The organism is Fontisubflavum oceani (genome assembly GCF_030407165.1).
GTDB classification, from domain to species: domain Bacteria; phylum Pseudomonadota; class Alphaproteobacteria; order Rhodobacterales; family Rhodobacteraceae; genus Rhodophyticola; species Rhodophyticola oceani.
Genome location: NZ_CP129111.1, coordinates 3,243,039 through 3,266,671, shown reverse-complemented (window position 1 = coordinate 3,266,671; position 23,633 = coordinate 3,243,039). Strand labels below are relative to the sequence as shown.

The following is a 23,633-nucleotide window of genomic DNA, read 5'->3' as shown; positions in this document are numbered from 1 at the left end:
GCAATGTGGCGTGTCTGGGGAAAGCTTAGGCCCAACCTTGGCCAAAGATGGGGCGGCTGGCCCGCAGCAGAGAAAACCCGTGAGTCCGCTCACGCCCGCCCAACGCCAGGGTTCGGGCGCGCAGCATCTCGATCGCGGATGGGCCATCGGCAGCTAAGGCGCTGGGCGGGATGGCCGCGCCTATATTGATGCGAAACGGTTGGCGGGCCTTGTTCAGCGTTTCATGAAAGAGCGTGATGTCGCGCAAGCTGGGGTGCAGCGCATCGAAGGCGTAAAACAAGGCGGAGTTGCGGGCGCAGATGTGAACCGGGATCACCGGAAGCTCGAATCTCCGGGCGATCATTGCCGCTGAACCCATCCACGGGCGCTCCTGCAGGCGCAAACCGTGGCGTTTGGCGAGCCGCCCCGAGGGGAAGATCACGCCGATCCGCCCCGCGTCCAGCGCGCGATGCAGCCCGTGCATCGTCGCGCGGGTTTTGGCATAACACCGTTTCTCAGTGCGCCATTCCACCGGGAGGATGAGATCGGCCATCTGTGGTAAGACGCGCAGGATATCCGCATTTGCCATGATGAAGCTGTCATTGCGGCGCCGGGCGATGAGATGGTGCAGGATAATCCCATCGGCAATCCCGGTCGGGTGGTTCGCGACGATCAGCGCGGGCCCCACCGTCGGGATATGGGCGAGCCCCGAACGGTGACATCCTGCGCGATCAGATCGGCCAAACGAGCCATGATCTCTGGCATCGGCAAAGGGCTCAGTGTCTCGCCCAAATCCAAGGTGCGATTGTAGGCCAAAAGCATGTTCAGCACGGCGCGCACGTGCCGCGTCCCGGGCCTGTCGGAGAACAGCCAAGGTGCCCGTTCGGCAATCAAAGGATCGGTGCGAGCCGCGATGGTCATAAGGCGCAAAAACACCCTTTGTATGACGCGGCCATGACGATAGAGCCCCGTGAGCGGCGATCAGCGGATATAGGGTGGCGGATCGTTGACGGGCCGCTAGAGTAGGGCGCGCAAGAGCGAGATGAGATGACAGCACAATCGGAAATCAGCGTTCCAGGCCGGATCGTGGCCTTGGATTTGGCCCGCACGGCGGCGCTCGCGGGCATGGTGATCTATCATTTCACCTTCGATCTGGCGCTGTTCGGCTATGTGCCGCCAGAGACGGCGGTCACTGGCGGCTGGGCGCTCTTTGCCAAGCTGGTTGCGGGCAGTTTTTTGTTCCTGGCGGGGGTAAGCCTGTGGTTGGCGCATGGGCGCGGCATCCGCTGGCCTGCGTTCTGGCGGCGGATTGCGATGGTTGGCGGCGCGGCGGCATTGATCTCTGTGGCGACCTATGTGGTTATGCCGCAGAGTTTTGTTTTCTTTGGCATTTTGCATTCCATCGCGCTGTGCAGCGTGATCGGTTTGGCGTTTCTGCGGCTGCCGGTTTTGGTCACTCTTGCGGTGGCAATCGGCGTGTTTTTCCTGCCGCAATATGTGCGGTTCGAGATGTTCAATGCGCCCTGGTTCTATTGGACCGGGCTGGGCACGAGTTGGCCACCGACGATTGACTATGAGCCGGTGTTTCCGTGGCTGGCGCCGTTTTTGGTTGGCCTGGCGATGACGCGGTTTGTCGATCGTTCGGGCTGGATGCCGCGCCCGCATGTGCCGGGGCACACCGCCCGGTTCTTGGCGTGGCCGGGGCGGCATTCGCTGATCTTGTACTTGGTCCACCAGCCGGTGCTGATCTCTGGGCTGTGGCTGGTGACCCAGGTGATCCGCTAGCCGCGCATCCGCGCGACCATTTCCGAGAGATCGGGGCTGAGGCCTTCAGTGTCGGCGATCCGCGCGAGTTGGCCCTGGATCAGGGCCTGCCGATCGGCGTCATAGCGGCGCCAGGTCTCAAAGGCGGTGGACATCCGCGCGGCGGTTTGCGGGTTGAGATGATCAAGCCGGATGAGCCAGTCGGTCAGGAAGACATAGCCTGCGCCGGAGGGGTCATGGAACCCCGCCGGGTTGCCGGCGGCCAGCCCACTGACCAAAGCGCGGAACCGGTTGGGGTTTTTCCAGTCAAAAAGCGGATGCGCGGTGAGGGTTTCGGCGATGGCCACGGCCTGATCCGGAGCGGCGAGGCTCACTTGCAAGGTGAACCATTTGTCCATCACCAGCCGGTCACCTTGCCATTGATCATGGAACCGCGTGGCAATCTCGGCGTCGCCAAGCTCCAATAGGCTGGCGAACCCGGCCAGTTGATCGGTCATGTTGCTGGCCGCATCGTAATGGGCCTTTGCGCGGGCCCCGCCATCCAGATGCGCGGTGAGCGCCAGAGCCGTGTTGCGGAGGGCGCGTTTGCCCGCTTGGCTGGCCTCGGGGCTATAGTTGGGGCCAGGGTCCATTTCGGCGTAAAGGGTATCGAGCACTGGCTGTAGATGCGACCCGATCGCCTGGCGCAGGGTCTTGCGCGTGCTGTGGATCGCCAGCGGGTCTGGCACGATCCCGGCATCGACGGCGCCTTGCGCAAGGTCATCCTCTGAAGGAAGGGCCAAAGCCAATGCCCGGAAATCGGGATCGAGGCTGTCATCGGCGGCCAGGCGCGCCAACCCATCCAGGAAGGTCGGTTGTGGCGTTGCACCATCGGCCAACATGCCCAATAGCGTCTCGCGCGCCAGGCTGCGCCCGGCCTCCCACCGGTTGAACGGGTCGGTGTCGAACGCCAAAAGCAGCGCGCGATCCTCGAAACTTGGCTGATGATCCAAGATCACCGGCGCAGAGAAGCCCCGCAGGATCGACGGGATGGGGCGGGCATCAAGCCCGTCAACCACAATCTCGGCCTCCGCTTCAGCCAGTTCGATCACCTGGGTCGGGTGTGTTTCCGTGCCATCGGGTGCCAAAAGGCCAAATGCGACCGGGATCACCGCCGGGGATTTCTCCGGTTGGTCCGGCGTGGGCGGCACCTCTTGCCGAAGGTGGAGCGTATAGGTGCCGTCTTTAAATCGGTCGCTGACATGGATCCGCGGCGTGCCCGCTTGGGTGTACCAGCGTTTGAACTGGCCGAGATCGCGGCCCGTGGCGTCTTCGAACACCTTGAGCCAATCCTCGATGGTGCAGGCTTGGCCATCATGCCGGTCGAAATAGAGGTTCAGCGCGGCATCATAGGCCTCTGGCCCGACGAGGAGGCGCAGCATGCGGATCACCTCCGCGCCTTTCTCATAAACCGTCGCGGTGTAGAAGTTGTTGATTTCGATATAGCTTTCCGGGCGGACATTATGGGCCAGAGGGCCAGCATCTTCGCGGAACTGCCGCGCGCGCAGCGTCAGGACGTCTTCGATCCGCTTCACGGGGGCTGAGCGCATATCGGCGGTGAATTGTTGGTCGCGGAAGACGGTGAGGCCTTCTTTCAGGCAAAGCTGAAACCAATCTCGGCACGTGATCCGGTTGCCCGTCCAGTTGTGGAAATACTCATGCGCGATGATCCGTTCGATGAAGTCGAAGTCGCGATCTGTGGCGGTTTCGGGCGAGGCCAGGACATATTTAGAGTTGAATATGTTCAAGCCTTTGTTCTCCATTGCGCCCATATTGAAGTCATCAACGGCAACAATGTTGAAAATATCCAAGTCATAGGCGCGGCCATAGACCTGTTCATCCCAGATCATCGACCGTTTCAGCGCGTCCATCGCGTAATCGCAGCGATCTTCATCGCCGGGCCGGACCCAGATGTTGAGCGCAACGTCGCGGCCCTCCATCGTGGTGAAGGTGTCCGAAACAGCGATCAGATCACCCGCGACCAGGGCGAAGAGATAGGCGGGTTTGGGCCATGGGTCGTGCCACGTGGTGCTGGAAACCGCTCGGTTTCCAGCCGGATTTTTCGAAAAATCCGCATCACCCGGGTTGCCATTGGACAGCATCACCGGGAGATCGCTTTCAATTGTGACGGTGAAGGGCGCCATGACGTCGGGCCGATCCGGGTAATAGGTGATTTTGCGAAAGCCCTCTGCCTCGCATTGCGTGCAATACATCCCGTTGGACATATAGAGCCCTTCGAGGGCGGTATTCGCCTCGGGCGCAATCTCCACCTCGGCTTCCCAGATGAAGGCCGGGCCCGGCAAATGGGCGGCAGGTACCGTTAGGCCAGTCTCGGTTTGAACATACTGTGCGGCATCGAGCGGCGTCCCGTCGATGGCCGCCGAGATCAGTTTCAGATCTTCGCCATCAAGGGTCAGGTCGGCCCCATCAACGCCGTCCGGGTTGGCGCGAAAGGCGATCCGGGCCCGCACGCGCGTCGCTTTAGGATCGAGACGAAAGGTCAACGCCACTTCATCGACCAGATGATTGGGCGGGCGATAGTCGGAAAGATGGATCGGTTGCGGGGCAGCGTCTGTCACGGGACGTCCTTGTTTGAGCGGTTTTGGCGGACGGTAGGCCAGCGCCGGGGCGGCGTCCAGCACCGTATGTCGGCGATGTTTTCTCGTATTGGTAAAAGGAGTTGACCGGTTTTCTTGCCTCTGGGTGGGTTTCGCGCTAAGTGCGCGGAAACCGAGATGCATTGCGAAGAGAGGGGACAGCATGACCGAGCGGGTTGAACGCGCTGGGCTGCAGATTGCGGCTGAATTGGTGGATTTCCTGGAGGCCGAGGCGCTGCCGGGGACAGGTGTTGCGCCAGAGGCGTTCTGGGAGGGGTTTGCCGGGCTTTGGGCTTGGGGAACGCCGAAAAACCGCGCCCTTCTCGAGACCCGTGAGACCTTGCAAGAGCAACTCGATGCCTGGCACCGTGAGCGGCGCGGGCAGGGCCATGATGCGGCGGCTTATGAGGCGTTTCTGCGCGAGATCGGGTATCTGGTGCCCGAGGGGGCGGAGTTTGCCATCGAGACTGGCAATACCGATCCGGAGATTGCAGAGATCGCCGGGCCGCAATTGGTCGTTCCGATCACCAATGCGCGTTATGCGCTGAACGCTGCCAATGCGCGGTGGGGCAGCCTTTATGATGCGCTTTATGGCACCGATGCGATGGGGGATCTGCCGCAGGCCGGTGGCTATGACCCGGCGCGGGGGGATCGCGTGATCGCCTGGGCGAAAGGCTTCTTAGATCAGGCCGCGCCCTTGGCCGATGGCAGCCATGCGGATGTGACGGGCTATGCGGTTGCGGGCGATGCCATGACCCCGGCGCTGGCCGACCCGGCGCAGTTCGTCGGCGCCAACCACGCCGAGGATGGAACGCTGACCGAGCTGGTGCTGCGTCATAATGGGCTCCATATCGCGGTGCAGATCGACCGGAATGGCGCGATCGGGAAAGTCGATCCGGCAGGCGTGAACGATGTGCTGCTGGAGGCGGCGCTGTCGACGATTATGGATTGCGAGGACTCGGTGGCCTGTGTCGACGCCGCCGACAAGGTTGTGGCCTATCGCAACTGGCTCGGATTGATGCGGGGCGACCTGACCGAAACCGTTGAAAAGGGCGGCAAAAGCTTCACCCGGGCTTTGAATGCAGATCGCACCTGCGTGAAGGCGGGCGAAACGGTCACGCTCAAAGGCCGGTCGCTGATGCTGATCCGGAATGTCGGGCATTTGATGACCAATCCGGCGATCCTGGACGGCGATGGCCATGAGGTGTTCGAAGGGCTGATGGATGCGATGATCACCACGCTGATTGCGCGCCATGACCTGCAGAAAACCGAGGGCGCGCGGAATTCGGTCAAAGGGTCGGTCTACGTGGTGAAGCCGAAGATGCATGGGCCGGAGGAAGTGGCCTTTGCCGATGAGATTTTCACGCGGGTGGAGGCGGCTTTGGGTCTGCCGCAGCATACAGTGAAACTCGGGATCATGGATGAAGAGCGGCGCACCTCGTCGAATCTCAAGGAGTGTATCCGGGCGGCGAAACACCGGGTGGCCTTCATCAATACCGGGTTCCTGGACCGGACGGGCGATGAGATTCACAGCTCGATGGAAGCCGGACCGATGTTGCCGAAGGGTGACATGAAATCAACGGCTTGGATCAGCTCTTATGAGGATCGGAATGTCGATATCGGGCTGGCCTGCGGGTTGCAGGGCAAAGCCCAGATCGGCAAAGGCATGTGGGCGATGCCCGATTTGATGGCGGCGATGCTGGAACAGAAGGTTGGCCACCCGAAAGCCGGCGCGAACTGCGCCTGGGTGCCGAGCCCGACGGCGGCGACCTTGCACGCGACGCATTATCATCAGGTGGACGTGTTTGCGGTGCAGGATCAGATCAAATCTGGCGGTGCGCGGGGCAGTTTGAGCGACCTGTTGACCATTCCGGTGATGGATGGGCGGAACTTGAGCGCAGATGAAATTGCCCAGGAGATCGAAAACAACGCTCAGGGCATTCTGGGCTATGTGGTGCGCTGGGTGGATCAGGGCGTTGGCTGTTCGAAAGTGCCGGATATTCATGATGTCGGGTTGATGGAGGATCGCGCGACTTGCCGGATCAGTTCGCAAGCCCTGTCGAACTGGCTGCATCATGGGGTTGTGTCCGAAGAGCAGGTGATGGCGGGCATGCGTAAGATGGCCGAGGTGGTTGACCGTCAGAATGCCGGTGATGCGCTCTATGAGCCGATGGCCCCGGGGTTCGATGGCGTGGCGTTTGCCGCGGCGTGTGATTTGGTCTTCAAGGGCCGGGTCCAGCCGAGCGGCTATACCGAGCCGGTGCTGCATGCCCGGCGGTTGCAGAAGAAAGCGGCCTGAGCGGGGGAGCGCCCGCCGCGTGCCCCCATTCGGGAGCCCTTGGCAGGCGCTGGCCGGTCTTTGACCGGCTGCCTCCGGCGGGGATATTTATGAAGCAGAGAAGGCAGGGCGTCTGAGACGACCTTGAAGGAGATGAGATGATGATTTCACTGGACCAGGCGCGGGCGGTGGTGCGCGGTACGTTGGAGAAGGGCCGTGCGATGGGGTTGAAGCCCCTGTCGGTGGCGGTGCTGGATGCGGGCGGTCATGTGTTGGCGTTTGAGCGCGAAGATGGTGCGAGCCCGGGGCGGTTTGAGATTGCGCGCGGGAAGGCTTATGGCGCGGTGATGTTGGGCATGCCGGGGTCTGCGCAGATGGCGCGGGCCGAGGAACAGGCCTATTTCATCGCGGCGGCCAATGGCGCATTGGGCGGCAAAATGATCCCGGTACCAGGCGGTGTTTTGGTGAAAGACGGCGCTGGCGCGGTGATTGGTGCCGTTGGCGTGACAGGTGACACTTCGGACAATGACGCAGAAGCGGCCCTGGCGGGCATCGCAGCGGCGGGTCTTGAGGGCGCTGCGTGAAGCGGCGGATCTCCTCAGGGTCGGCATTTGAGGCGGAGATCGGCTATTCGCGGGCGGTTGTCTGTGACGGGTGGGTCTTCGTCGCCGGAACCACCGGCTTTGATTATGCCACGATGGAGATCAGTGACGATGTTGCGGTGCAGTCCGAACAGTGTTTCCGCAATATCGACAAGGCGTTAACGGAGGCCGGCGCCTCAATGGCGGATGTGGTGCGGGTCAATTACATCTTGCCCGATGGCAGTGATTGGGAGGCCTGTTGGCCGGTCACCCGCGCTTGGCTGGGGGCGGCGCGGCCAGCGGCGACGATGATCATTGCGGGCCTTCAGGACGCGCGGATGAAAATCGAGATCGAAGTCACCGCACGGCTGCCGTAAGTGCCCAATTTGCGGGCAGGTGCGCAGATGCACAGCGGAATCTGCGACGGCTGCGGGTTTCCTCACGCGTCGATGGCTTATATAGAAGGCCAACGCGCGACGGAGGTACCATGGCCCGCCCAGTGATTGGCATCATCGGCAATCATCACCTGATCAATGATGAATATCCGACCCATGCGGGTGGGACGATGAACTCCGCCGCGATTGCCGAGGTCTCCTGCGGCATGCCGATGTTGATCCCGGCCGATCCGCGCTTTGTCTCGACCGAGGAGTTGATGGAGACCTGTGACGGGTTTCTGTTCACCGGCGGGCGGCCCAATGTGCACCCGGAGGAATATGGCGAGGCAGAGACCGAAGCCCATGGCGCGTTCGACAGGGCGCGGGATGCCGTGGCCTTGCCGCTGATCCGGGCGTGTGTCGCGTGCGGACAGCCGATTTTGGGCGTCTGTCGCGGGTTCCAGGAGGTCAATGTGGCCTTGGGCGGCACGCTTTACCCAGAGATCCGGGATTTGCCGGGGCGGATGAACCATCGGATGCCACCCGACGGGACGCTCGATGAGAAATTCGAGATCCGCCACAAAGTGACCTTTACGGAAGGTGGCCCGTTCCATCGCTTGATGGGCGCACGTGAGGTGATGACCAACACGCTACATGGGCAGGGGATCAAGACGGCCGGCTCTCGGGTGATCATTGATGGCCATGCCGATGATGGCACGCCCGAGGCGATCTATGTGGCAGATGCGCCGGGTTTCACACTGTCGGTGCAGTGGCATCCGGAATATCGCGCCGCCGAAGACCCGGTCTCGCGCCCCTTGTTCGAGGCGTTTGGCGCGGCGGCGGCGGCTTGGGCGGCGGGGCGCCGCCCGGTTTCGGTCGCGGATGTGGCCTAAGCTCTATCGTTGGTTTATGTCTGAGCCAAACGGTCGGATTGGGCCGAGGCTTGAACATCGAGGGCTGCATGAATGACCTATGATCCAGACAATGTTTTTGCGAAAATCCTCAGCGGCGATCTGCCATCCGAGCGGGTCTATGAAGATGACGACACCGTCGCTTTGATGGATATCATGCCGCGCGCAGATGGGCATGTCTTGGTGATCCCGCGCAGCGCGGCGCGGAATATCCTTGATGCCACGCCGGAGCAATTGGCGGCCTGCATGGCGACGGTTCAGAAGATCAGCCATGCGGTCATGGCGGCGTTCGAGGCCGAGGGCGTGACCCTGCAGCAGTTCAATGAGGCGGCAGGCGGGCAGGAGGTGTTCCACCTGCATTTCCATATCTTACCCCGCCACGCGGGCGTGTCGCTGCGCCCGCCGGGCAAGATGGGCGACCACGCGGTGATCGCGGCGCATGCGGAGAAAATCCGCGACGCCTTGGCCGGTTAGGTGGCGCGGGGCCCTCTGGCCTCATGAATCGCGCGGCGAATGCGACGCCAGGTTTCGGCCTGGTCTGCGCGACCGGCGGCTTCCTCGACCAGAACCCGCTGCGCCGCCTCGGCTTCCGCTCTGTCGCCATGGGCGCGATAGAGTGAGCGGGCATAAGCGATGATTTCGTTCATCTTCATTGGTCTCTCCTCCTGTTTTGGTGTTGAGAAGGTCCCTCGGGGATTCAGTGTAGCATAGTTTTGGGGGTTTCGGGCAAGGCGTGCGGTTGCCAGCGTGTCTTTGCCGATCTCGGCTTGGGGGTTGAGACGCTAGCCGTAGAGCCGCAACATCTCTTGCAAATCCTCGAAGGTATTGGCCTCTTGCACGGGCTTATCCTTGCGCCAGCGGGCCATGCGGGGGAAGCGGAGCGCGACGCCGGATTTGTGCCGCGGGCTGGCCTGAATGCCCTCAAACGCGATCTCGAACACATGTTGCGGGGTGACCGCGCGGACCGGGCCAAACCGTTCCAGGGTGTTTTTGCGCACCCAAGCTGTGATTTCGCGAAACTCGGCGTCGGTTAGGCCGGAATAGGCCTTGGTGAAAGGCACCAGATCATTACCCTTCCAGACCGCGAAGGTGAAATCGGTGTAAAGCGTCGCGCGGCGGCCCGATCCGGCTTGGGCATAGATCATCACCGCGTCGATGGTCAGCGGATCGACTTTCCATTTCCACCAATCGCCTTTCTTTCGGCCCGAGAGATAGGGCGCGGATAGGCGCTTCAGCATCAGACCCTCGGCGCCCACCTCGCGGCTGATCTCGCGCGCGGCGGTCAGATCGGGCCAGTCGGTTGCCGGCACAGCTGCGGAGAGGCGCAGCGGCGACCCAGGCGGCAGATCGGCGATGATCGTCTCCAGCGCGGCGCGGCGATCCGCCAAGGGCTGCGCGCGGATATCGACGCCGTCTTTTTCCAAGAGGTCATAGGCCATCAGGATCACCGGGACCTCGGCCAGCAGTTTTTTCGGCACGGTTTTGCGGCCGATCCGGGGTTGCAGCCGGGCAAAGGGCAGCGGTTTTTCATCGGCGAAGGCCAAGACCTCTGCATCGATCACCGTGCCATCAGGTAGGAAGTCCTTCAGTTGCGCCAATTCCGGAAAGCGATCGGTCATCAGCTCTTCGCCGCGCGACCAGAGGAAATGCTGTCCTTCGCGCAAGATGAACTGGCCGCGAATACCATCCCATTTCCGCTCGGCCAGCCAATCGCTGACCGGGCCGAGGGCTTCGGGCGCGCCATCCAGTTGATAGGCCAGGTAGAACGGGTAGGGGCGGGAGAGATCGGCGTTCGGGTCCGGCGTCTCGATCAAGGCGTGATAGCTGGTGGTCTCGGGCGTCCAATTGCCCATCAGCCGATGGGTCAGATCGGGTTCATCCATACCCGTGGCCTGGGCCAGCGCCCGGGTCATCAGTTTCTGGCTCACCCCCATGCGCCAACCGCCGGTGATCAGTTTGTTGAACACAAAACGCTCTGTTGGCGGCAGCTGATCCCAAGCCGCTGTGATCCCGGCCTTTTTCTCCTCTTCCTCCGCCTTGTCGAGGCTGCGGAGGGTGGTGATCCAATGGGTGAGCGAGTGGTCGCTGGTCTGGGTCGCGGGGGGCAGCACGAGCGCGATGGTCTCGCTGAGATCGCCCACGACGGGGTAACACTCCTCGAACAGCCATAGCGGGATGTCGGCCACTTCTGCGGCCCATTCGCGGAGTTTGGTTGTGGTCACGGTTCGGCGTGGTCGGCGGCCAGAGAGCAGCGCGATGGTCCAGAGTTTGTCATCATCGGGCGCGTCGCGGAAATAGGCGGCGAGGGCCGCAGTCTTGACGCTGGTTTTGGTGGTTTGGTCCAGCGCGGTGAAGAGGGCGGCGAAACGGTTCATTCGGGCGCTGTCTGATAGGGCACGGGGGTCTCCAACGTGCCGAGGATCAGATGCAGACCGATGAAGCCGGGCCCACCGCGCGAGAGGCTGACCCGACTGTCGCGCGCGAGGTCGCGATGATCGCCAAGGGTGAAGACGTGATCCTCTGGGACGGTGAGCAGGGGTGTATCATCGAAGCGATGCCCCTCGGTCAGGTTCAGAATCGGATAGCTGGCACCGTTGGGCAGCGTTTCCAGGTTTTGCGGGATGTCACATGTTGGAGCGGTGTCAGGTGTCTCGGCAGGGCAGGTGGGCAAGGCACCGGTGGCGTCCGCTCGGCGCTGGATGGTGAGTGGCGGGAGGGGCGTTGTCGTCACTGGCGTGGCGTCGATATGGAGAAGGCCGCCGATCATCTGAACGGTCTGGCCGGGCAGGGCGATGACACGCGCCATCTCGATCCGGCCTTGGGTCTGATGGGTGTAGAGGATCACGTCGCCAAGCTGCGGGTCGGCCGCGCCGGGGAAGATGCGTTCAGACACGGTGCAGAGGCCGCGGGGCACGGTGGGCGACATCGCCTCGGTTTCCGGGGAGAAGCTGCGATGGGTGCCGATGGTGCAGCGCAGGCAGAAGCAGAACTCTTGTGCGAGTGCGGGGGCTGCGGTGACCATCAGGGTCAGGGCGAGGCCGAATTGCCGGATCATTCGGTGACCTCCGCATCCTGTGTGTCATCAAGCGTTTCACCGCCGTAATCGGTCTCAACAATGCCCGCGTCATAACCTTGTTCGGTCAGCCAACGAGAGAACTGAGCGGTATAGCCGTGGGTGACAAAAACCCGTTCTGCACCAGTGGCTTCAACGGCGGCGTTCAGCCCATTCCAGTCAGCATGATCCGAGATCACAAAGCCCCTGTCGGCGGCGCGGCGGCGGCGCACACCGCGAAGCCGCATCCAGCCCGAGGCGAAGCCGGTCGAAGCCGCCCCAAAGCGGCGCATCCAGGCCGAGCCGAGCGCCGAGGGCGGGGCGATGACCATCGCGCCGGGAGAGGCTTTCGCGTCGAGATCGGGGGTGACATGGGTCGTCTCCGGCAGAGACAGGCCCTGGGCGCGGATCACCTGATTGGTCGCCTCAATCGCGCCATGGGTCAGGATCGGGGCGATGGCCGGGTCCAGCAGGCGCAAGACCCGCTGCGCCTTGCCAAGGGAATAACATCCCAAGAAGGAGGCGCGCCCGGCGGCGGCATTTTCCGCCCACCAGGCGTTGATTTCTTGCGCCAAGCTGGCTTGGTCGGGCCAGCTATAGATCGGCAGTCCAAAGGTGCTTTCAGTGATGAATGTGTGGCAGCGGACGGGCTCGAACGGTTCCGACAGCCCGTCATCAATGGTTTTGTAATCACCCGACGCGACCCAAACCTCGCCCGCCACCTCGACACGGATCTGGGCCGAGCCCGGGACATGGCCGGCGGGGTGAAAGCTGACGGTTGCGCCGCCGATCTGGCGGGTCTCGCCATAGGTGATTGTTTTTAAGGGAATATCACCCAACCGGTGGCGCAGAACCGGGGCTGCGCTCTTGGTTGCCAGGTAGGCTTGGTGACCGGCGCGCGCATGATCGGCATGGCCATGGGTGATCAAGGCGCGCTCCACCGGTCGCCAGGGGTCGATATAGAAATCGCCTGCCGGGCAGTAGATGCCACGATCGGTGAAGGTGAGGACCATGCGCTGCCTTTCCGTTGCCCGATCCAAGATAGGGCGCGAGACGGGCGGCGGCTACTCCTCTTCCTCGTCCTGCGGGATCAATGTGATTACACCGGCCTCCTGCAATTCGCGGATCGCAGTGACAATTTCGGCCATCGCCGCCTCGCCCTCTCTAAGCCGGGGCGTGCCGAATGTTTCGGCCTCTTCGCGCAGTTGTTCGGCCATCCGTTTTGACATGTTTTCGAACAGGAACTCGACGGCGATGGGGGATTCCACCATGCCCGAAGCGAAGGCGACGACGGTTCTTTCCGGGTCGATCTGGCGCAAAACCTTGGGCACATCCGTCGGTTTCAGGCGCTTTGGAATATGGTCAAAGGTAAAGATCGCCTTGCGAACGGCTTCGGCAAAGCTGGCGTCGCGCGTTTCAAGCCCGTCCATGATGGCGTCGCGGATCGAGCCTGAAGCGGCATTCAAGATTGCGCCGATCCGGTCGACAGCGCTGTCGTTAAAGGCGGCCTTGGGTTTGTTTTCAAGCTGGGTAAGTAAGGTCGCGCCGATCCGGTCCACCATTTCGGGGGAGACTGTGCCGGTGAGCGAAACGGCATGGGCAATCACTTCGGCCCGATCCTCGGGCATCTTGCCAAGCAGGGTCGCGGCGCGCGCGACGTCGAGCTTTGAGAGCAAGATTGAGCACACTTCGGCACTTTCTTGGGCGATGAGCGGTGTGAGCTCCTCATCATCCAGCTCCGCGAGTTGGGCCCACGGATCAGCCGGAGCATTGGCGTTCGCCTCGGCCAGCAAGCCGTCGCGGGCGTTGGAGGAGAGATATGGCTCCAACAAAGCGAGCGCGTCCGGCAGACCGTCCGGAAATGTGAGCGCGAGATTGTCGAGCGCGGATGTGAACTCCTGCACGACACTGGCCAATGTCACGCGATCGATATGGCTGAGCGTGGCCATATATCGCGCGAGGCGTTCTTGTTGTTGCGGGGTCAACCGGTCCAACGCCAATGCCACATCTTCGGACAGAAGCAGCCGAACGATCACGGCCGCCTTTTGTCCGGAGCTCAACTTTCGCACTCTCAACCGCCCGCCGACCCCTTCGGCGACCGGGTCATCTATCAAATCGGAATCCCGCAGCATTGCATTGCCCCATTACCCCATTGTCCCACCTATGATGCAGCATCCCGTTTCAGGGTTAAGCCCAGGTTTCCTCAGCAGCGTGGAAATCGGCCAGATTTATAGAGAATTTCCCTAGTAATCTGTGGTTTGGCCGGTGGCGATGGCTTGGGCCAGTGTGGTTTCTGCCCATGTGCCGGCGCCATTTCGATTGCGAATCTGGTCCAGTTCTTGCCGCGCCAGATTGTAACGCCCGGCCAGCACATGCGCCTGGCCAAGATATGATCGCGCCAAAAGGTTATCCGGGTCGACGTCTATGGCCCGGTCATAATAGGCCAGCCCAAGAGCCACACGCCCGGCTTGGCGGTGGGTGAACCCGAGCATGGTCAGCACATGGCTATCGTCTTGGTTCGACATTTGGTTTAGCGCGGCGATGGCATCGCCATAGCGCGCGGCATAGGCCAACTCGCGGGCGGCCTCGTAAAGAGCCTCATCGCCCAACCGGCTTTCGCGGATCACCACGCAGCGACCGATCACACCATCCCAGATAAACCCTTCATCGCAGGTCATCGTCGTTTCGGTCGGGGTTGGCGGGCTATCATCTGGACCGACCGCGAGAGCCTGACCCGGCAGGCCGACTGCGACTGCCAATAGAAAGGCGCGATACATGGCGTGAGGTCTCCCTTTCTCAAGATATGTCGGGCGCCACGGCGCGAGGAATCGGGTCCCATCTTGGATGGTATCAGGTCTTTTGGGGCTGCAGCAGCCGATTTGCGCTTCCGCCTCATGACACTCGGGGGCGCGAGGCGCCGACACGCAACCATGTCCCCCGCATGTGATTAGGCCGAAAGCCTCTCCACAAGGAAATCAAAGACAAGGCGAATGCGGCGGCTGGTATGCAGCTCTTGGTGCGTGGTGAGCCAGACGGGCACTGGGATTGGCAGAAATCCCGGCGGGTCGATCTTTTCGACAGACTCGGTTCTGCTGGCAATCTGCTCGGACATGATCCCGATTCCGAGGCCCTTTCGGACCATTTCCCAAATCGCGACGGTGTTCGAGGAGAGAAGGGGGAAATTGGTGTGGCCGAGGTTCAACCCGTGTTGGCGCAAGACCTCAATCATGCGGTCGGTCTGGTCGACCCCGATAAAGATGTGATCGATCAGATCATCGACGGTCTGCGGGCGGCCATAACGCGCCAGATAAGACGGCGCAGCATATAGATGACCCATGCTGCCCGGTAATTTACGCGCCACCAGATCGGGCTCCTTTGGGGGGACATGACGGATCGCGATATCGGCCTCTCGACGACGCAGGTCGCTGATTTCATTGGAAACGCTGATTTCGATGCGGATCGCGGGCGCTTGCGCGCGCAGGTCTGCCAGAATGTCGGGCAGGATATAGGCCGCAGTGGAGTCGGCGGCCGAGATCCGCACATCGCCCGCGATCTCTTGCGACTGTCCGGCGGCGGCAAGAGATATCCGGGTCGCGGCCTCGCCCATGTCACGCACATGGTCGAGAAGATCGACACCGGAGGGTGTGAGGACCAAGCTTTTGCCGACCCGATCAAAAAGGGTCACACCAAGCGCCTCTTCCAACGCGGTGACTTGGCGGCCAAGAGTTGGTTGCGCCTGACCCAAAACACGGGCTGCGGCGGACAGCGAGCCTTCTTCGACCGTGGCCAGAAACGCCCGGACCTGGTTCCAGTCGAAGGAGATCGATCGCCAATCCATGCAAAAATGCATATAATAAGTACAAAAATATGCAATTTCTTTTGAATGGGAACCTGGGTAGGTGGCGCCGAAAGGAGCACATTATGGACAGTATGACATTTTGGGACCGTACCGCCGCGCGCTATGCGAAATCCCCGATCAAAAATATGGAAGCCTATGAGCACACGATGGCGCGGACCCGCAGCTATCTGCGTGAGGGTGATCATGTGTTGGAGATTGGCGCCGGTACGTCGTCGACCGCGATCCTTCTGGCGCCTTTGGTCGCTCAGTACACCGCCAGCGATATCTCGGCTGAGATGGTCGGTATCGGCCGCGAGAAGGTCTGGAACGCGGGTCTGAAAAATCTCGACGTGGTCCAAGCCGAGGCGGATGCAGACACAATTGGCACACCACCCTATGATGCGGTTTTGGCCTACAATCTGTTGCATCTGCTGGAGGACATGAACGCTGGCGTGACGCAGGCCTATGCGCAACTGAAACCCGGCGGGTATTTCATCTCCAAAACCGTGTGCTTGCGTGGGAAATGGTATCTGCGCCCGGTGATCTGGGCGATGCAAGCTATCGGTAAGGCGCCGTTTGTCGCCTTCCTGTCGGGGGCAGATGTGGAGCATGTGATCGCAGGGGCTGGGTTCGAACTGGTCGAGACCGACACCCATCCGACCGGTGGAATCAGCCGCTTTGTGGTGGCCCGGAAACCGGACCGTTGAACCTCATCGGCCTTTGACACCGCTCGCGCCGCTCCATAGTTTGGCGAAAACGGGCAGGGTGCAGGCGATGTCAGAGCTACCAGAGTATTATTTCCGCATCCGCGAAAACGGCGCGGCGGTGTTTCGGGTCGATACCGAGAACCGCCAACGCCGGATCGAGATGCAGGAGATTGCCGCGGTGAATATCCGCAACGGCAATGTGAAGCCCCATGGCGAGCACGTTCTGACCGACGAAGAGCAATCCGTGATTGCCGAGTGGATGGAGGAGCGCCGCGCGGTCCTAGCGGATCGCGACATCGACGATATCCATCGGGCAGTCGACTATCTGAACCTGACGACGCATTGGGCGCAAAGCCGAGCCTCTGATGAGGACCTAGAGGATGTGACAGACCGGCTCTTGCTTGCGATGCATGATCTGCGCAGCGTCTTGGTGCGTAAAAAGGCGGATCGGTTGATGAAGGGGTCAGGTGGGGGTGCCGCCACCGGATGAAATCTGCGGACCGGCAGGTCTCAGGGGGGCGCATGATGGTGCCCGCCGAAATCAGCGACCCATTTCAGTTCCAGGAGATACGGGCTTTGCGGGGCGTTGCGTGGCAGTAGTGCCAGCGCCGACGCTGACAGCTATAGGTCCAAACGAATTGAGCCAGAGTGCCACCCCTTGCGGCCTGAAAGAGTAGCGCCAATGCGGGCCGCTCGGCGGCATTCCGCATAATCCCAGCAGAAAAATTCTCAGCGAGGTCCTGCGATGGTCTCGCGCCGTTTTTGGCATTTGCTGGCTGGTTTGCAGGCGCAGTTTTGCCGGTGATTGCGCCTGTAGCGGTCGGCGCAGTTGGTTGGCCTTCCAACCTTAGGCAAAGAAAGGCAGACCTATGTCACTTGCGAGCGAAACTGAACGACAGATGCTTGATCTGATCAATGTGGAGAGGGCCAATGCCGGTTTGAACCCGTTGAAACTGAACACTCTCCTCAACCAGTCCAGCGAGGATCACAGCACCTGGATGATCAACACCGACACATTCTCCCATACCGGACAGGGGGATCATCGGCCACGGATCGTATGCAGGCCGCAAACTATCCGTTTGAAGGCTCGTGGGCGTCTGGCGAGAACATCGCCTGGCAGTCCGAACGTGGCGCAGATGGGATTGCGGATGATGTGATCCAACTGCACCAAGGATTGATGGAAAGCCCCGCGCATCGCGCAAACATTCTCAACCCCGACTTCACCGAGATCGGGATTGGCATCGAACGTGGCGACATGGAGGGCTTCGACTCGGTTGTTGTGACACAGAACTTTGCGCGGACCGATGGCGATACCTCTGGGTCCGTCGAACCCGATGCCGCGCCAGAGCCCGTGCCAACACCTGAGCCAGATCCGGCCCCGGCACCAGACCCGACCCCAGAGCCGACCCCCGATCTGGCCCCAACGCCAGAGCCCGAGCCACAACCAGATCCCACACCCACCCCGACACCAGAGCCAGATATGGTCGGTTGCGAAGACACGGATGTGCAATTTGGGACGACCGGCGATGATGAGATCACGGCCAAAGACGATTGGGCGATGGTCTTCGCAGATGCTGGCAATGACACGGTCACGGGGTCGGACGGTCACGACTATCTTGATGGCGAGGCAGGTGACGACGCATTGACAGGCGAGCAGGGGGACGACGCTCTGATCGGGGGTGAGGGCAACGATGCTTTGGACGGCGGCGAGGGGATGGATTATCTCGTCGGAGGCGCCGGTGACGACATCATGACCGGCGGATTAGGTGAAGATATCTTCCATTTCATCGGTGGCAATGACAGGATCACCGACTTTGCCATTGGCGAAGATGTCCTGGTCCTTGATGCGTTCCTTGTTAATCTTGGCATCGCTCTCGAAGCAGCCTTCTCCGATGCCGCCGAAGTGGTCGATGGCAATGCGGTTGTCGATTTCGGTGATGGCGACGCGCTAACACTGGACGGGATCACTGATGTCGCCGAGATGGACGTCTTTTGGTTCATTTGCTGATCAAGCAGGCGTCGATGTCTGATTGAAGGGAGGGCGCGGCAAGGAAACGGGGCCGCGCCCTTGATGCCGATGGCGTTCAAACGAGCGCGACCGAGATACCAAACTGCATCTTATATCGATGGCGCTGGCGGCGACATGCCTAACGGCGTTGGAGATTCCTCGAGAAATGGGTGGGAGCAAAGAGCATTCGAAGAAACCGATGGCCGCCGAGCCAATCGGCGGCACCATTAATACGAGCGATGGCGGATTTCTCCAACACACGGCTTGGGTGGCAGCGGGCGAATAGCGCGATCAACCGGACGCGGGCGTGGGTGTTTGCTTAAGAGCATCCAAAGCGACGGGGATCTGTAGGCTTGGCGACGGTTCTGTCTGACATCTGATCTCCTCGGGCGGTTTGATCATAATCAATGTGTTGGTTGGGGTTCCGGCCATAATTCAAACAGTGTTGAGGAGATTGTTCCGACGAAACTGAGCGATGTGACTCTTTTCGAGCCGTCCGACCGTTCGGTGATCGCCGGGTGTCACGAAACACCGTCAGTCGAGATCGTAGATAGTTAAGGAATCCACGACCCGTTTAAACAGAGAAGCTCTTTGATGGACGGTTAGATCGCTACGGATATCGGGGTTTGAGGAGCGTGGTCATATGAAGTTTGCTCTTTCGATATTGATGATTTTTGTGCTGGTATCTTGCAGTTTCGAATCTCAAACGCCAAGGGTTCAGATACAAGATGGATTAGCGATTGACGATGATATTCAATGCGCATCTCCTTTGGAAAGGCCGGATCTCTTCGAATTTGGAACTCTTGTGATTGGCGAGCTTTCCTTCGATAACTCTCGTTATATGATTCATTTTGAATCTGAGGAAAGGCGACTAACGATAGACGACTTGCAACTTGGTTGCAGTGTTTCACTGGTTTCCCAATATTTCGACACTCCACCTCGTCGGCCAGCGATGGCTACGATTGATGATAGGACATCTCCATATTGGGCTGAGATAGATCGCCGCTTTAATTCGCTTTATGATGAGTGCGAAAGGCACAATTACTCTCCTCGCCCGAGAGTTGATACGTCTGCTATCGACGCGATCACGTATTCCCGATGCGGGCTCTTCGTTGATCAGAATATTCTAGAGATCGGAATTGGATCACATCCAAACGTTATCACCGTATATGGTCTCTTTGGGCATTTATACATTTGGAAACCTCAAGAGTAGCTCGCGGCAGCTCTATATCTCATCAACAACAGGTCATGACATTCATTCTGGTCGTTCATCAGCAGAGAAACTGAGAACCTATCGACTATATCGACTGAAAATCACCGCGTCCTTGTGCGGGCCGGTCACCCGCCATCGGCTGGACCATCTCGGCCAGTCGGCAAGCTCATAGCGCACACGATAGCTGTCCGGCGCGCAGAAATGGTCGGCTTCGGGCGTTGTCGGATCGACCTTATGGAATGGGCAGCCGTCCTCGAAGGACACCTCAAGCCCATGGGTCCCATCGCGCCAAAGATAGCGCCGCTCGGCCTGCATCGGCGGGGCATCGCCATAGTGGAGCAGGCCGGTTTCGATCTGGAGAAGCCCGTCACGGTCCGGCACCCAACGTGCTTCGCCGGTCAGGTGCCCGGTCAGCTTCGCCCGGCGATCCTCGATCTGGCGCTCGAGCCGCCAGACACCCTCGAGCGCGGCCAGAGAAATCACTCGGCAAACACCCCGGTTGAGACATTGCCCCAATCGTCGATGAAGCGGAGCGCGGTGGCGCCGTCATACTCGACATCATAGCAATCCCATTCGTCGCCAGGCGGCCATTGGCTGCAATAGCGGTCGTCGTCCGCCCGCCAATAGCCCCAAGAGGTCTCACCATAGCGGTAAAGCGTGCGGCCGGAGGGCAGGAAGCGCTGGAAGGCGTCGTTTTCGTAAATCAGGTCGTGAGCGGTCAGAATCTCGGTGATCCCGGCATCATCAAGCCGGACCCAATCGTCAGCCAAAGCGACACCCGGAACGAGCAAAGCCGCCAGTGCCAAAACGCTCCGCATGCTCCTGCGACCTCCTCGTGCCTTGTTCCTCGGGCTTCACCGCCATATGAGAGCGCCGAATGCCCCCGAAAAGCAAGGCCTGCCCATGATCCCCCGTTACGCCCGCCCCGAGATGACCGCCATTTGGGACCCCGCCACCAAGTTCCGCATTTGGTATGAGATCGAGGCCCATGCCTGCGACGCGCAGGCCAAGCTTGGCGTGATCCCGCAGGAAAACGCGGATGCGGTCTGGAAAGCCAAAGATGTGGAGTTCGACGTGGCCCGGATCGATGAGATCGAGGCGGTCACCAAACATGATGTCATCGCGTTTCTGACGCATCTGGCCGAGATCATCGGCAATGATGAAGCCCGGTTCGTGCATCAAGGCATGACCTCGTCGGATGTGCTCGACACCACGTTCAACATCCAACTGGTGCGTGCGGCGGATATTCTGTTGGCCGATATGGACCGGCTCTTGGCGGCGCTCAAGACGCGGGCGCTGGAGCATAAGATGGATGTGCGGATCGGGCGGTCACATGGCATTCATGCGGAACCGACCACCATGGGTCTGACCTTCGCGCGGTTTTATGCCGAGATGGACCGCAACAAAAACCGGCTGGAAAAGGCCCGCTGGGAAGTGGCGACAGGGGCGATTTCCGGTGCGGTGGGGACCTTTGCCAATATCGACCCGGCGGTGGAGGAGCATGTTTGCGAGCAGCTTGGCCTGCGGGCAGAGCCGATCTCAACCCAGGTGATCCCGCGGGACCGGCATGCGATGTTCTTCGCCACGCTTGGGGTGATCGCCTCCTCAATCGAAAACATCGCCACCGAAATCCGGCATATGCAGCGGACCGAGGTTTTGGAGGCCGAAGAGTTCTTCTCCAAGGGTCAGAAGGGGTCCTCGGCGATGCCGCATAAGCGCAATCCGGTTCTGACGGAGAACTTGACCGGCTTGGCGCGGTTGGTGCGGATGGCGGTGGTGCCGGCGATGGAGAATGTGGCGCTTTGGCATGAGCGCGACATCTCGCATTCTTCGGTTGAGCGCGGGATTGGCCCGGATGCGACGGTGACGTTGGATTTCGCCCTGAATCGGCTGGCGGGTGTGATTGAGAAACTGGTGATCTATCCCGACAATATGCTGGCCAATATGAACAAATTCCGCGGCCTAGTGATGAGCCAGCGGGTGCTTCTGGCGCTGACCCAAGCCGGGGTGAGCCGGGAAGATGCCTATCGCCTGGTGCAGCGCAACGCGATGAAGGTCTGGGAAGAGGGCAAGGATTTCAAAACCGAGCTTCTTGGCGATGCGGAGGTCACCGCCGCGCTCAGCCCCGCCGAGATCGAAGAGAAGTTCGACCTGGGCTATCACACCAAACATGTGGACACGATTTTCGCGCGGGTGTTCGGCGACTAAGACTTGACGATGTTCGCTATATGTTCCAGTCTGTTTCCAGATCCATGGAGACAGATATGAAGCCGCGCATCAGCATGATCACCCTTGGCGTCAAAGACCTGCCACGCGCGGTGGCCTTCTATCACGATGGGCTGGGTCTGCCGAAAATCGACAGCCCGCCCAGTGTGGCGTTTTTCAATCTCAACGGCAGTTGGCTGGGCTTGTTTGGCCGCGATGCCTTGGCCGAAGATGCGGACGTTTCAGGCGCGGGGCAGGGGTTTTCCGGCGTGACCCTGTCGCACAATCTTGCGTCTGAGGCCGAGGTCGACGCGCTCTTGGAGGAGGCCGTTGCGGCGGGCGCCACGCTGGTCAAAGCCGCAACCAAGGCCGATTGGGGCGGGTATCATGGCTATTTCAGCGATCTGGACGGGCATCTCTGGGAGGTGGCTTATAATCCATTTGGCTGGATTGGCCCTGAGGATACGCCGTCCGTGTAACTGCCTGAGCAGGTGTTCTGGCGGCGCTTTGTCCTGCATGCGCGGCAAGGCTGATTGTCTTTTGACCGATCCGTGCTAGGCTTTGACCTGCAAGAGACGAGCTTGAGATCGACCAACAGGGAGACGCCTGATGCGTATCAAGACCCTTCTGGCCGCCTTGGCGCTGATGACAGCCCCAAGCCTCGCCATCGCCGAATGCAGTTGGGGCCACGGCAGCAATGAAGCTTCGATCAGTTGTGCTCAGGGAACGACCTGGGATGCTGAGAGCCAGCGCTGCGTGACAAGCGTCAGCAGCTGAAGACCGGGAGACACAGCAGAAAACACGCGCCCCAAAACGGGTGGCGCGTGATTTCCTGATCGTGACGTCTTAGCTCAGCCCCGCGCAGAACTCTTGGATGCGCGTGCAGGCGTTTTTTAAGTTGTCATCCGAAGTGGCGTAGGACACCCGGAAATTCGGGCTGAGCCCAAACGCGCCGCCAAAGACCACGGCCACGCCTTTTTCCTCCAGCAGCGCGGTCGCAAACGTCTCGTCGCTATCGATCACTGTGCCTGCAGGTGAGGTCTTGCCCATGCAGCCCGCGATCGACGGGTAGACATAAAACGCGCCCTCCGGTGTCGCGCAGGTGATGCCCTCAGCCGCGTTCAGCATCTCAACGACCAGATCGCGGCGACGTTTAAAAATCTCATTGTTTTCAGGGATGTAATCCTGCGTGCCGTTCAGCGCCTCGACAGCGGCCCATTGGCTGATCGAGGAGGGGTTGGAGGTCGATTGCGACTGGATTTTCCGCATCGCTTTGATCAACTCTTCGGGGCCGGCGGCATAGCCGATCCGCCAGCCGGTCATCGCATAGGCTTTGGAGACGCCGTTACAGGTCAGCGTGCGGTCATAGAGCCCAGGCTCCACTTCCGCCGGGGTCGCGAACTCGAAATCCCCATAGACCAGGTGCTCATACATATCGTCGGTCATCACCCAGACATGCGGGTGGCGCATCAACACATCGGTCAGACCTTTCAGCTCCTCCGCCGTATACCCCGCGCCGGTCGGGTTGGAGGGCGAATTGAAGATGAACCATTTGGTTTTCGGCGTGATCGCGGCCTCAAGCTGTTCGGGCGTCAGCTTGTAATTGGTCTGCGCCTGGGCCTCAGCAATCACCGGCTCACCCCCGGCCAGGAGCACCATATCGGGGTAGCTGACCCAATAGGGCGCGGGGATCACCACCTCGTCGCCTGGGTTCAGGGTCGCCATCAGGGCGTTATAGAGGATCTGTTTGCCGCCGGTGCCGACGGAGACCTGCGCCGGCGCATAGTCCAACCCATTGTCGCGTTTGAACTTGGCGCAGATCGCCTGTTTCAACTCTGGGATACCGTCCGGCGCGGTGTATTTCGTCTTACCCGCATCGATCGCGGCCTTCGCGGCATCTTTGATGTTCTGAGGCGTATCGAAATCGGGTTCCCCTGCACCCAGACCGATCACATCCTTGCCCGCGGCCTTCAACTCGGCAGCCAGGTTCGAAACCGCGATGGTCGGCGAGGGTTTCACACGGGACAGAGTGTCAGACAGGAAGGGCATCGGCGGTCTCCGGGGGCTGGTCGGGCCGCGTCAGGCGG

At 60.7% G+C, this 23,633-nt stretch carries 25 protein-coding genes and 1 pseudogene; 14 read left to right on the top strand and 12 right to left on the bottom strand.

Going from position 1 to position 23,633, the window contains the following annotated elements:
• Nucleotides 1–25 precede the first annotated feature (25 nt).
• Nucleotides 26–900: pseudogene (locus tag QTA57_RS16615) on the bottom strand (1-acyl-sn-glycerol-3-phosphate acyltransferase).
• Between the two features lie 126 nt (nt 901–1,026).
• Here QTA57_RS16615 and QTA57_RS16610 point away from each other — a divergent pair.
• On the top strand, nt 1,027–1,764 hold the full coding sequence (locus QTA57_RS16610) for a heparan-alpha-glucosaminide N-acetyltransferase (protein ID WP_290152591.1): 738 nt from the start codon (nt 1,027–1,029) through the stop codon (nt 1,762–1,764).
• On the opposite strand, the gene pepN is transcribed toward QTA57_RS16610, so the two are convergent.
• Nucleotides 1,761–4,361 carry an aminopeptidase N gene (pepN, locus tag QTA57_RS16605; RefSeq protein ID WP_290152588.1) on the bottom strand — a complete coding sequence of 867 codons (2,601 nt, stop codon included), beginning with the start codon at nt 4,359–4,361 and terminating at the stop codon, nt 1,761–1,763. The genes QTA57_RS16610 and pepN overlap by 4 nt on opposite strands.
• Before the next feature lie 181 nt (nt 4,362–4,542).
• On the opposite strand from pepN, the gene QTA57_RS16600 reads away from it, so the two are divergent.
• The 5 genes from QTA57_RS16600 (at nt 4,543) to QTA57_RS16580 (ending at nt 8,997) form a co-directional block, all read left to right on the top strand.
• On the top strand, nt 4,543–6,678 hold the full coding sequence (locus QTA57_RS16600) for a malate synthase G (protein WP_290152587.1): 2,136 nt from the start codon (nt 4,543–4,545) through the stop codon (nt 6,676–6,678).
• Between the two features lie 137 nt (nt 6,679–6,815).
• Nucleotides 6,816–7,241 (top strand): GlcG/HbpS family heme-binding protein, encoded by a 426-nt coding sequence (locus QTA57_RS16595; RefSeq protein WP_290152586.1) that lies wholly within the window; start codon nt 6,816–6,818, stop codon nt 7,239–7,241.
• A complete protein-coding gene (locus QTA57_RS16590) occupies nt 7,238–7,615 on the top strand; it encodes a RidA family protein (RefSeq protein ID WP_290152584.1) in 378 nt (125 codons plus the stop codon). The genes QTA57_RS16595 and QTA57_RS16590 overlap by 4 nt, the downstream gene beginning before the upstream one ends.
• Before the next feature lie 110 nt (nt 7,616–7,725).
• On the top strand, nt 7,726–8,505 hold the full coding sequence (locus QTA57_RS16585) for a gamma-glutamyl-gamma-aminobutyrate hydrolase family protein (RefSeq protein WP_290152582.1): 780 nt from the start codon (nt 7,726–7,728) through the stop codon (nt 8,503–8,505).
• A 72-nt stretch (nt 8,506–8,577) separates the two neighbouring features.
• Nucleotides 8,578–8,997 carry an HIT family protein gene (locus QTA57_RS16580; RefSeq protein ID WP_290152579.1) on the top strand — a complete coding sequence of 140 codons (420 nt, stop codon included), beginning with the start codon at nt 8,578–8,580 and terminating at the stop codon, nt 8,995–8,997.
• Here QTA57_RS16580 and QTA57_RS16575 read toward each other — a convergent pair.
• The 7 genes from QTA57_RS16575 to QTA57_RS16545 all read right to left on the bottom strand — a co-directional run bounded on the left by QTA57_RS16575 (nt 8,994) and on the right by QTA57_RS16545 (nt 15,413).
• Nucleotides 8,994–9,176, bottom strand: a complete 183-nt coding sequence (locus QTA57_RS16575) for a hypothetical protein (protein WP_145210189.1) — start codon at nt 9,174–9,176, stop codon at nt 8,994–8,996. The genes QTA57_RS16580 and QTA57_RS16575 overlap by 4 nt on opposite strands.
• Before the next feature lie 129 nt (nt 9,177–9,305).
• On the bottom strand, nt 9,306–10,898 hold the full coding sequence (locus tag QTA57_RS16570; RefSeq protein WP_290152578.1) for an ATP-dependent DNA ligase: 1,593 nt from the start codon (nt 10,896–10,898) through the stop codon (nt 9,306–9,308).
• Entirely contained in the window at nt 10,895–11,578 is a 684-nt protein-coding gene (lepB, locus tag QTA57_RS16565) for a signal peptidase I (RefSeq protein WP_290152576.1), read from the bottom strand. The genes QTA57_RS16570 and lepB overlap by 4 nt, the downstream gene beginning before the upstream one ends.
• Nucleotides 11,575–12,588, bottom strand: coding sequence for a ligase-associated DNA damage response exonuclease (locus QTA57_RS16560; RefSeq protein ID WP_290152575.1), 1,014 nt, complete (start codon nt 12,586–12,588; stop codon nt 11,575–11,577). Before QTA57_RS16560 ends, lepB begins: the two co-directional genes overlap by 4 nt.
• A 51-nt stretch (nt 12,589–12,639) precedes the next feature.
• A complete protein-coding gene (locus QTA57_RS16555; RefSeq protein ID WP_290152573.1) occupies nt 12,640–13,611 on the bottom strand; it encodes a FliG C-terminal domain-containing protein in 972 nt (323 codons plus the stop codon).
• A gap of 207 nt (nt 13,612–13,818) precedes the next feature.
• Complete coding sequence (locus QTA57_RS16550; RefSeq protein WP_290152571.1) at nt 13,819–14,352, bottom strand: tetratricopeptide repeat protein; 534 nt, start codon at nt 14,350–14,352, stop codon at nt 13,819–13,821.
• A 170-nt stretch (nt 14,353–14,522) separates the two neighbouring features.
• The gene (locus tag QTA57_RS16545; protein ID WP_290152570.1) at nt 14,523–15,413 is read right to left on the bottom strand and encodes a LysR family transcriptional regulator; all 891 of its coding nucleotides are present in this window, start codon (nt 15,411–15,413) and stop codon (nt 14,523–14,525) included.
• A gap of 83 nt (nt 15,414–15,496) precedes the next feature.
• On the opposite strand from QTA57_RS16545, the gene QTA57_RS16540 reads away from it, so the two are divergent.
• From QTA57_RS16540 to QTA57_RS16520, 5 genes are all read left to right on the top strand, one after another.
• Entirely contained in the window at nt 15,497–16,120 is a 624-nt protein-coding gene (locus QTA57_RS16540) for a class I SAM-dependent methyltransferase (RefSeq protein ID WP_171558406.1), read from the top strand.
• A 67-nt stretch (nt 16,121–16,187) separates the two neighbouring features.
• The gene (locus QTA57_RS16535; protein ID WP_290152567.1) at nt 16,188–16,610 is read left to right on the top strand and encodes a hypothetical protein; all 423 of its coding nucleotides are present in this window, start codon (nt 16,188–16,190) and stop codon (nt 16,608–16,610) included.
• Between the two features lie 379 nt (nt 16,611–16,989).
• Complete coding sequence (locus QTA57_RS16530; protein ID WP_330696727.1) at nt 16,990–17,277, top strand: CAP domain-containing protein; 288 nt, start codon at nt 16,990–16,992, stop codon at nt 17,275–17,277.
• On the top strand, nt 17,178–18,128 hold the full coding sequence (locus QTA57_RS16525) for a CAP domain-containing protein (protein ID WP_290152564.1): 951 nt from the start codon (nt 17,178–17,180) through the stop codon (nt 18,126–18,128). Before QTA57_RS16530 ends, QTA57_RS16525 begins: the two co-directional genes overlap by 100 nt.
• Nucleotides 18,129–18,771: 643 nt before the next feature.
• Nucleotides 18,772–19,341, top strand: a complete 570-nt coding sequence (locus tag QTA57_RS16520) for a hypothetical protein (RefSeq protein ID WP_290152562.1) — start codon at nt 18,772–18,774, stop codon at nt 19,339–19,341.
• 78 nt (nt 19,342–19,419) lie between these two features.
• Here QTA57_RS16520 and QTA57_RS16515 read toward each other — a convergent pair whose 3' ends face one another.
• A complete protein-coding gene (locus tag QTA57_RS16515; protein WP_290152560.1) occupies nt 19,420–19,824 on the bottom strand; it encodes a DUF6314 family protein in 405 nt (134 codons plus the stop codon).
• The gene (locus QTA57_RS16510; protein ID WP_290152558.1) at nt 19,821–20,159 is read right to left on the bottom strand and encodes a hypothetical protein; all 339 of its coding nucleotides are present in this window, start codon (nt 20,157–20,159) and stop codon (nt 19,821–19,823) included. The genes QTA57_RS16515 and QTA57_RS16510 overlap by 4 nt, the downstream gene beginning before the upstream one ends.
• A gap of 85 nt (nt 20,160–20,244) precedes the next feature.
• Between QTA57_RS16510 and purB the strand changes: the two genes are divergently transcribed.
• The 3 genes from purB (at nt 20,245) to QTA57_RS16495 (ending at nt 22,323) form a co-directional block, all read left to right on the top strand.
• The gene (gene purB, locus QTA57_RS16505; protein WP_290152557.1) at nt 20,245–21,549 is read left to right on the top strand and encodes an adenylosuccinate lyase; all 1,305 of its coding nucleotides are present in this window, start codon (nt 20,245–20,247) and stop codon (nt 21,547–21,549) included.
• A gap of 56 nt (nt 21,550–21,605) precedes the next feature.
• A complete protein-coding gene (locus QTA57_RS16500; RefSeq protein WP_290152555.1) occupies nt 21,606–22,025 on the top strand; it encodes a VOC family protein in 420 nt (139 codons plus the stop codon).
• 130 nt (nt 22,026–22,155) lie between these two features.
• Nucleotides 22,156–22,323 (top strand): hypothetical protein, encoded by a 168-nt coding sequence (locus QTA57_RS16495; protein ID WP_290152554.1) that lies wholly within the window; start codon nt 22,156–22,158, stop codon nt 22,321–22,323.
• 69 nt (nt 22,324–22,392) lie between these two features.
• Here the strand turns inward: QTA57_RS16495 and QTA57_RS16490 are convergent, their stop codons facing one another.
• A complete protein-coding gene (locus tag QTA57_RS16490; RefSeq protein ID WP_290152553.1) occupies nt 22,393–23,595 on the bottom strand; it encodes a pyridoxal phosphate-dependent aminotransferase in 1,203 nt (400 codons plus the stop codon).
• Nucleotides 23,596–23,633: the final 38 nt, after the last annotated feature.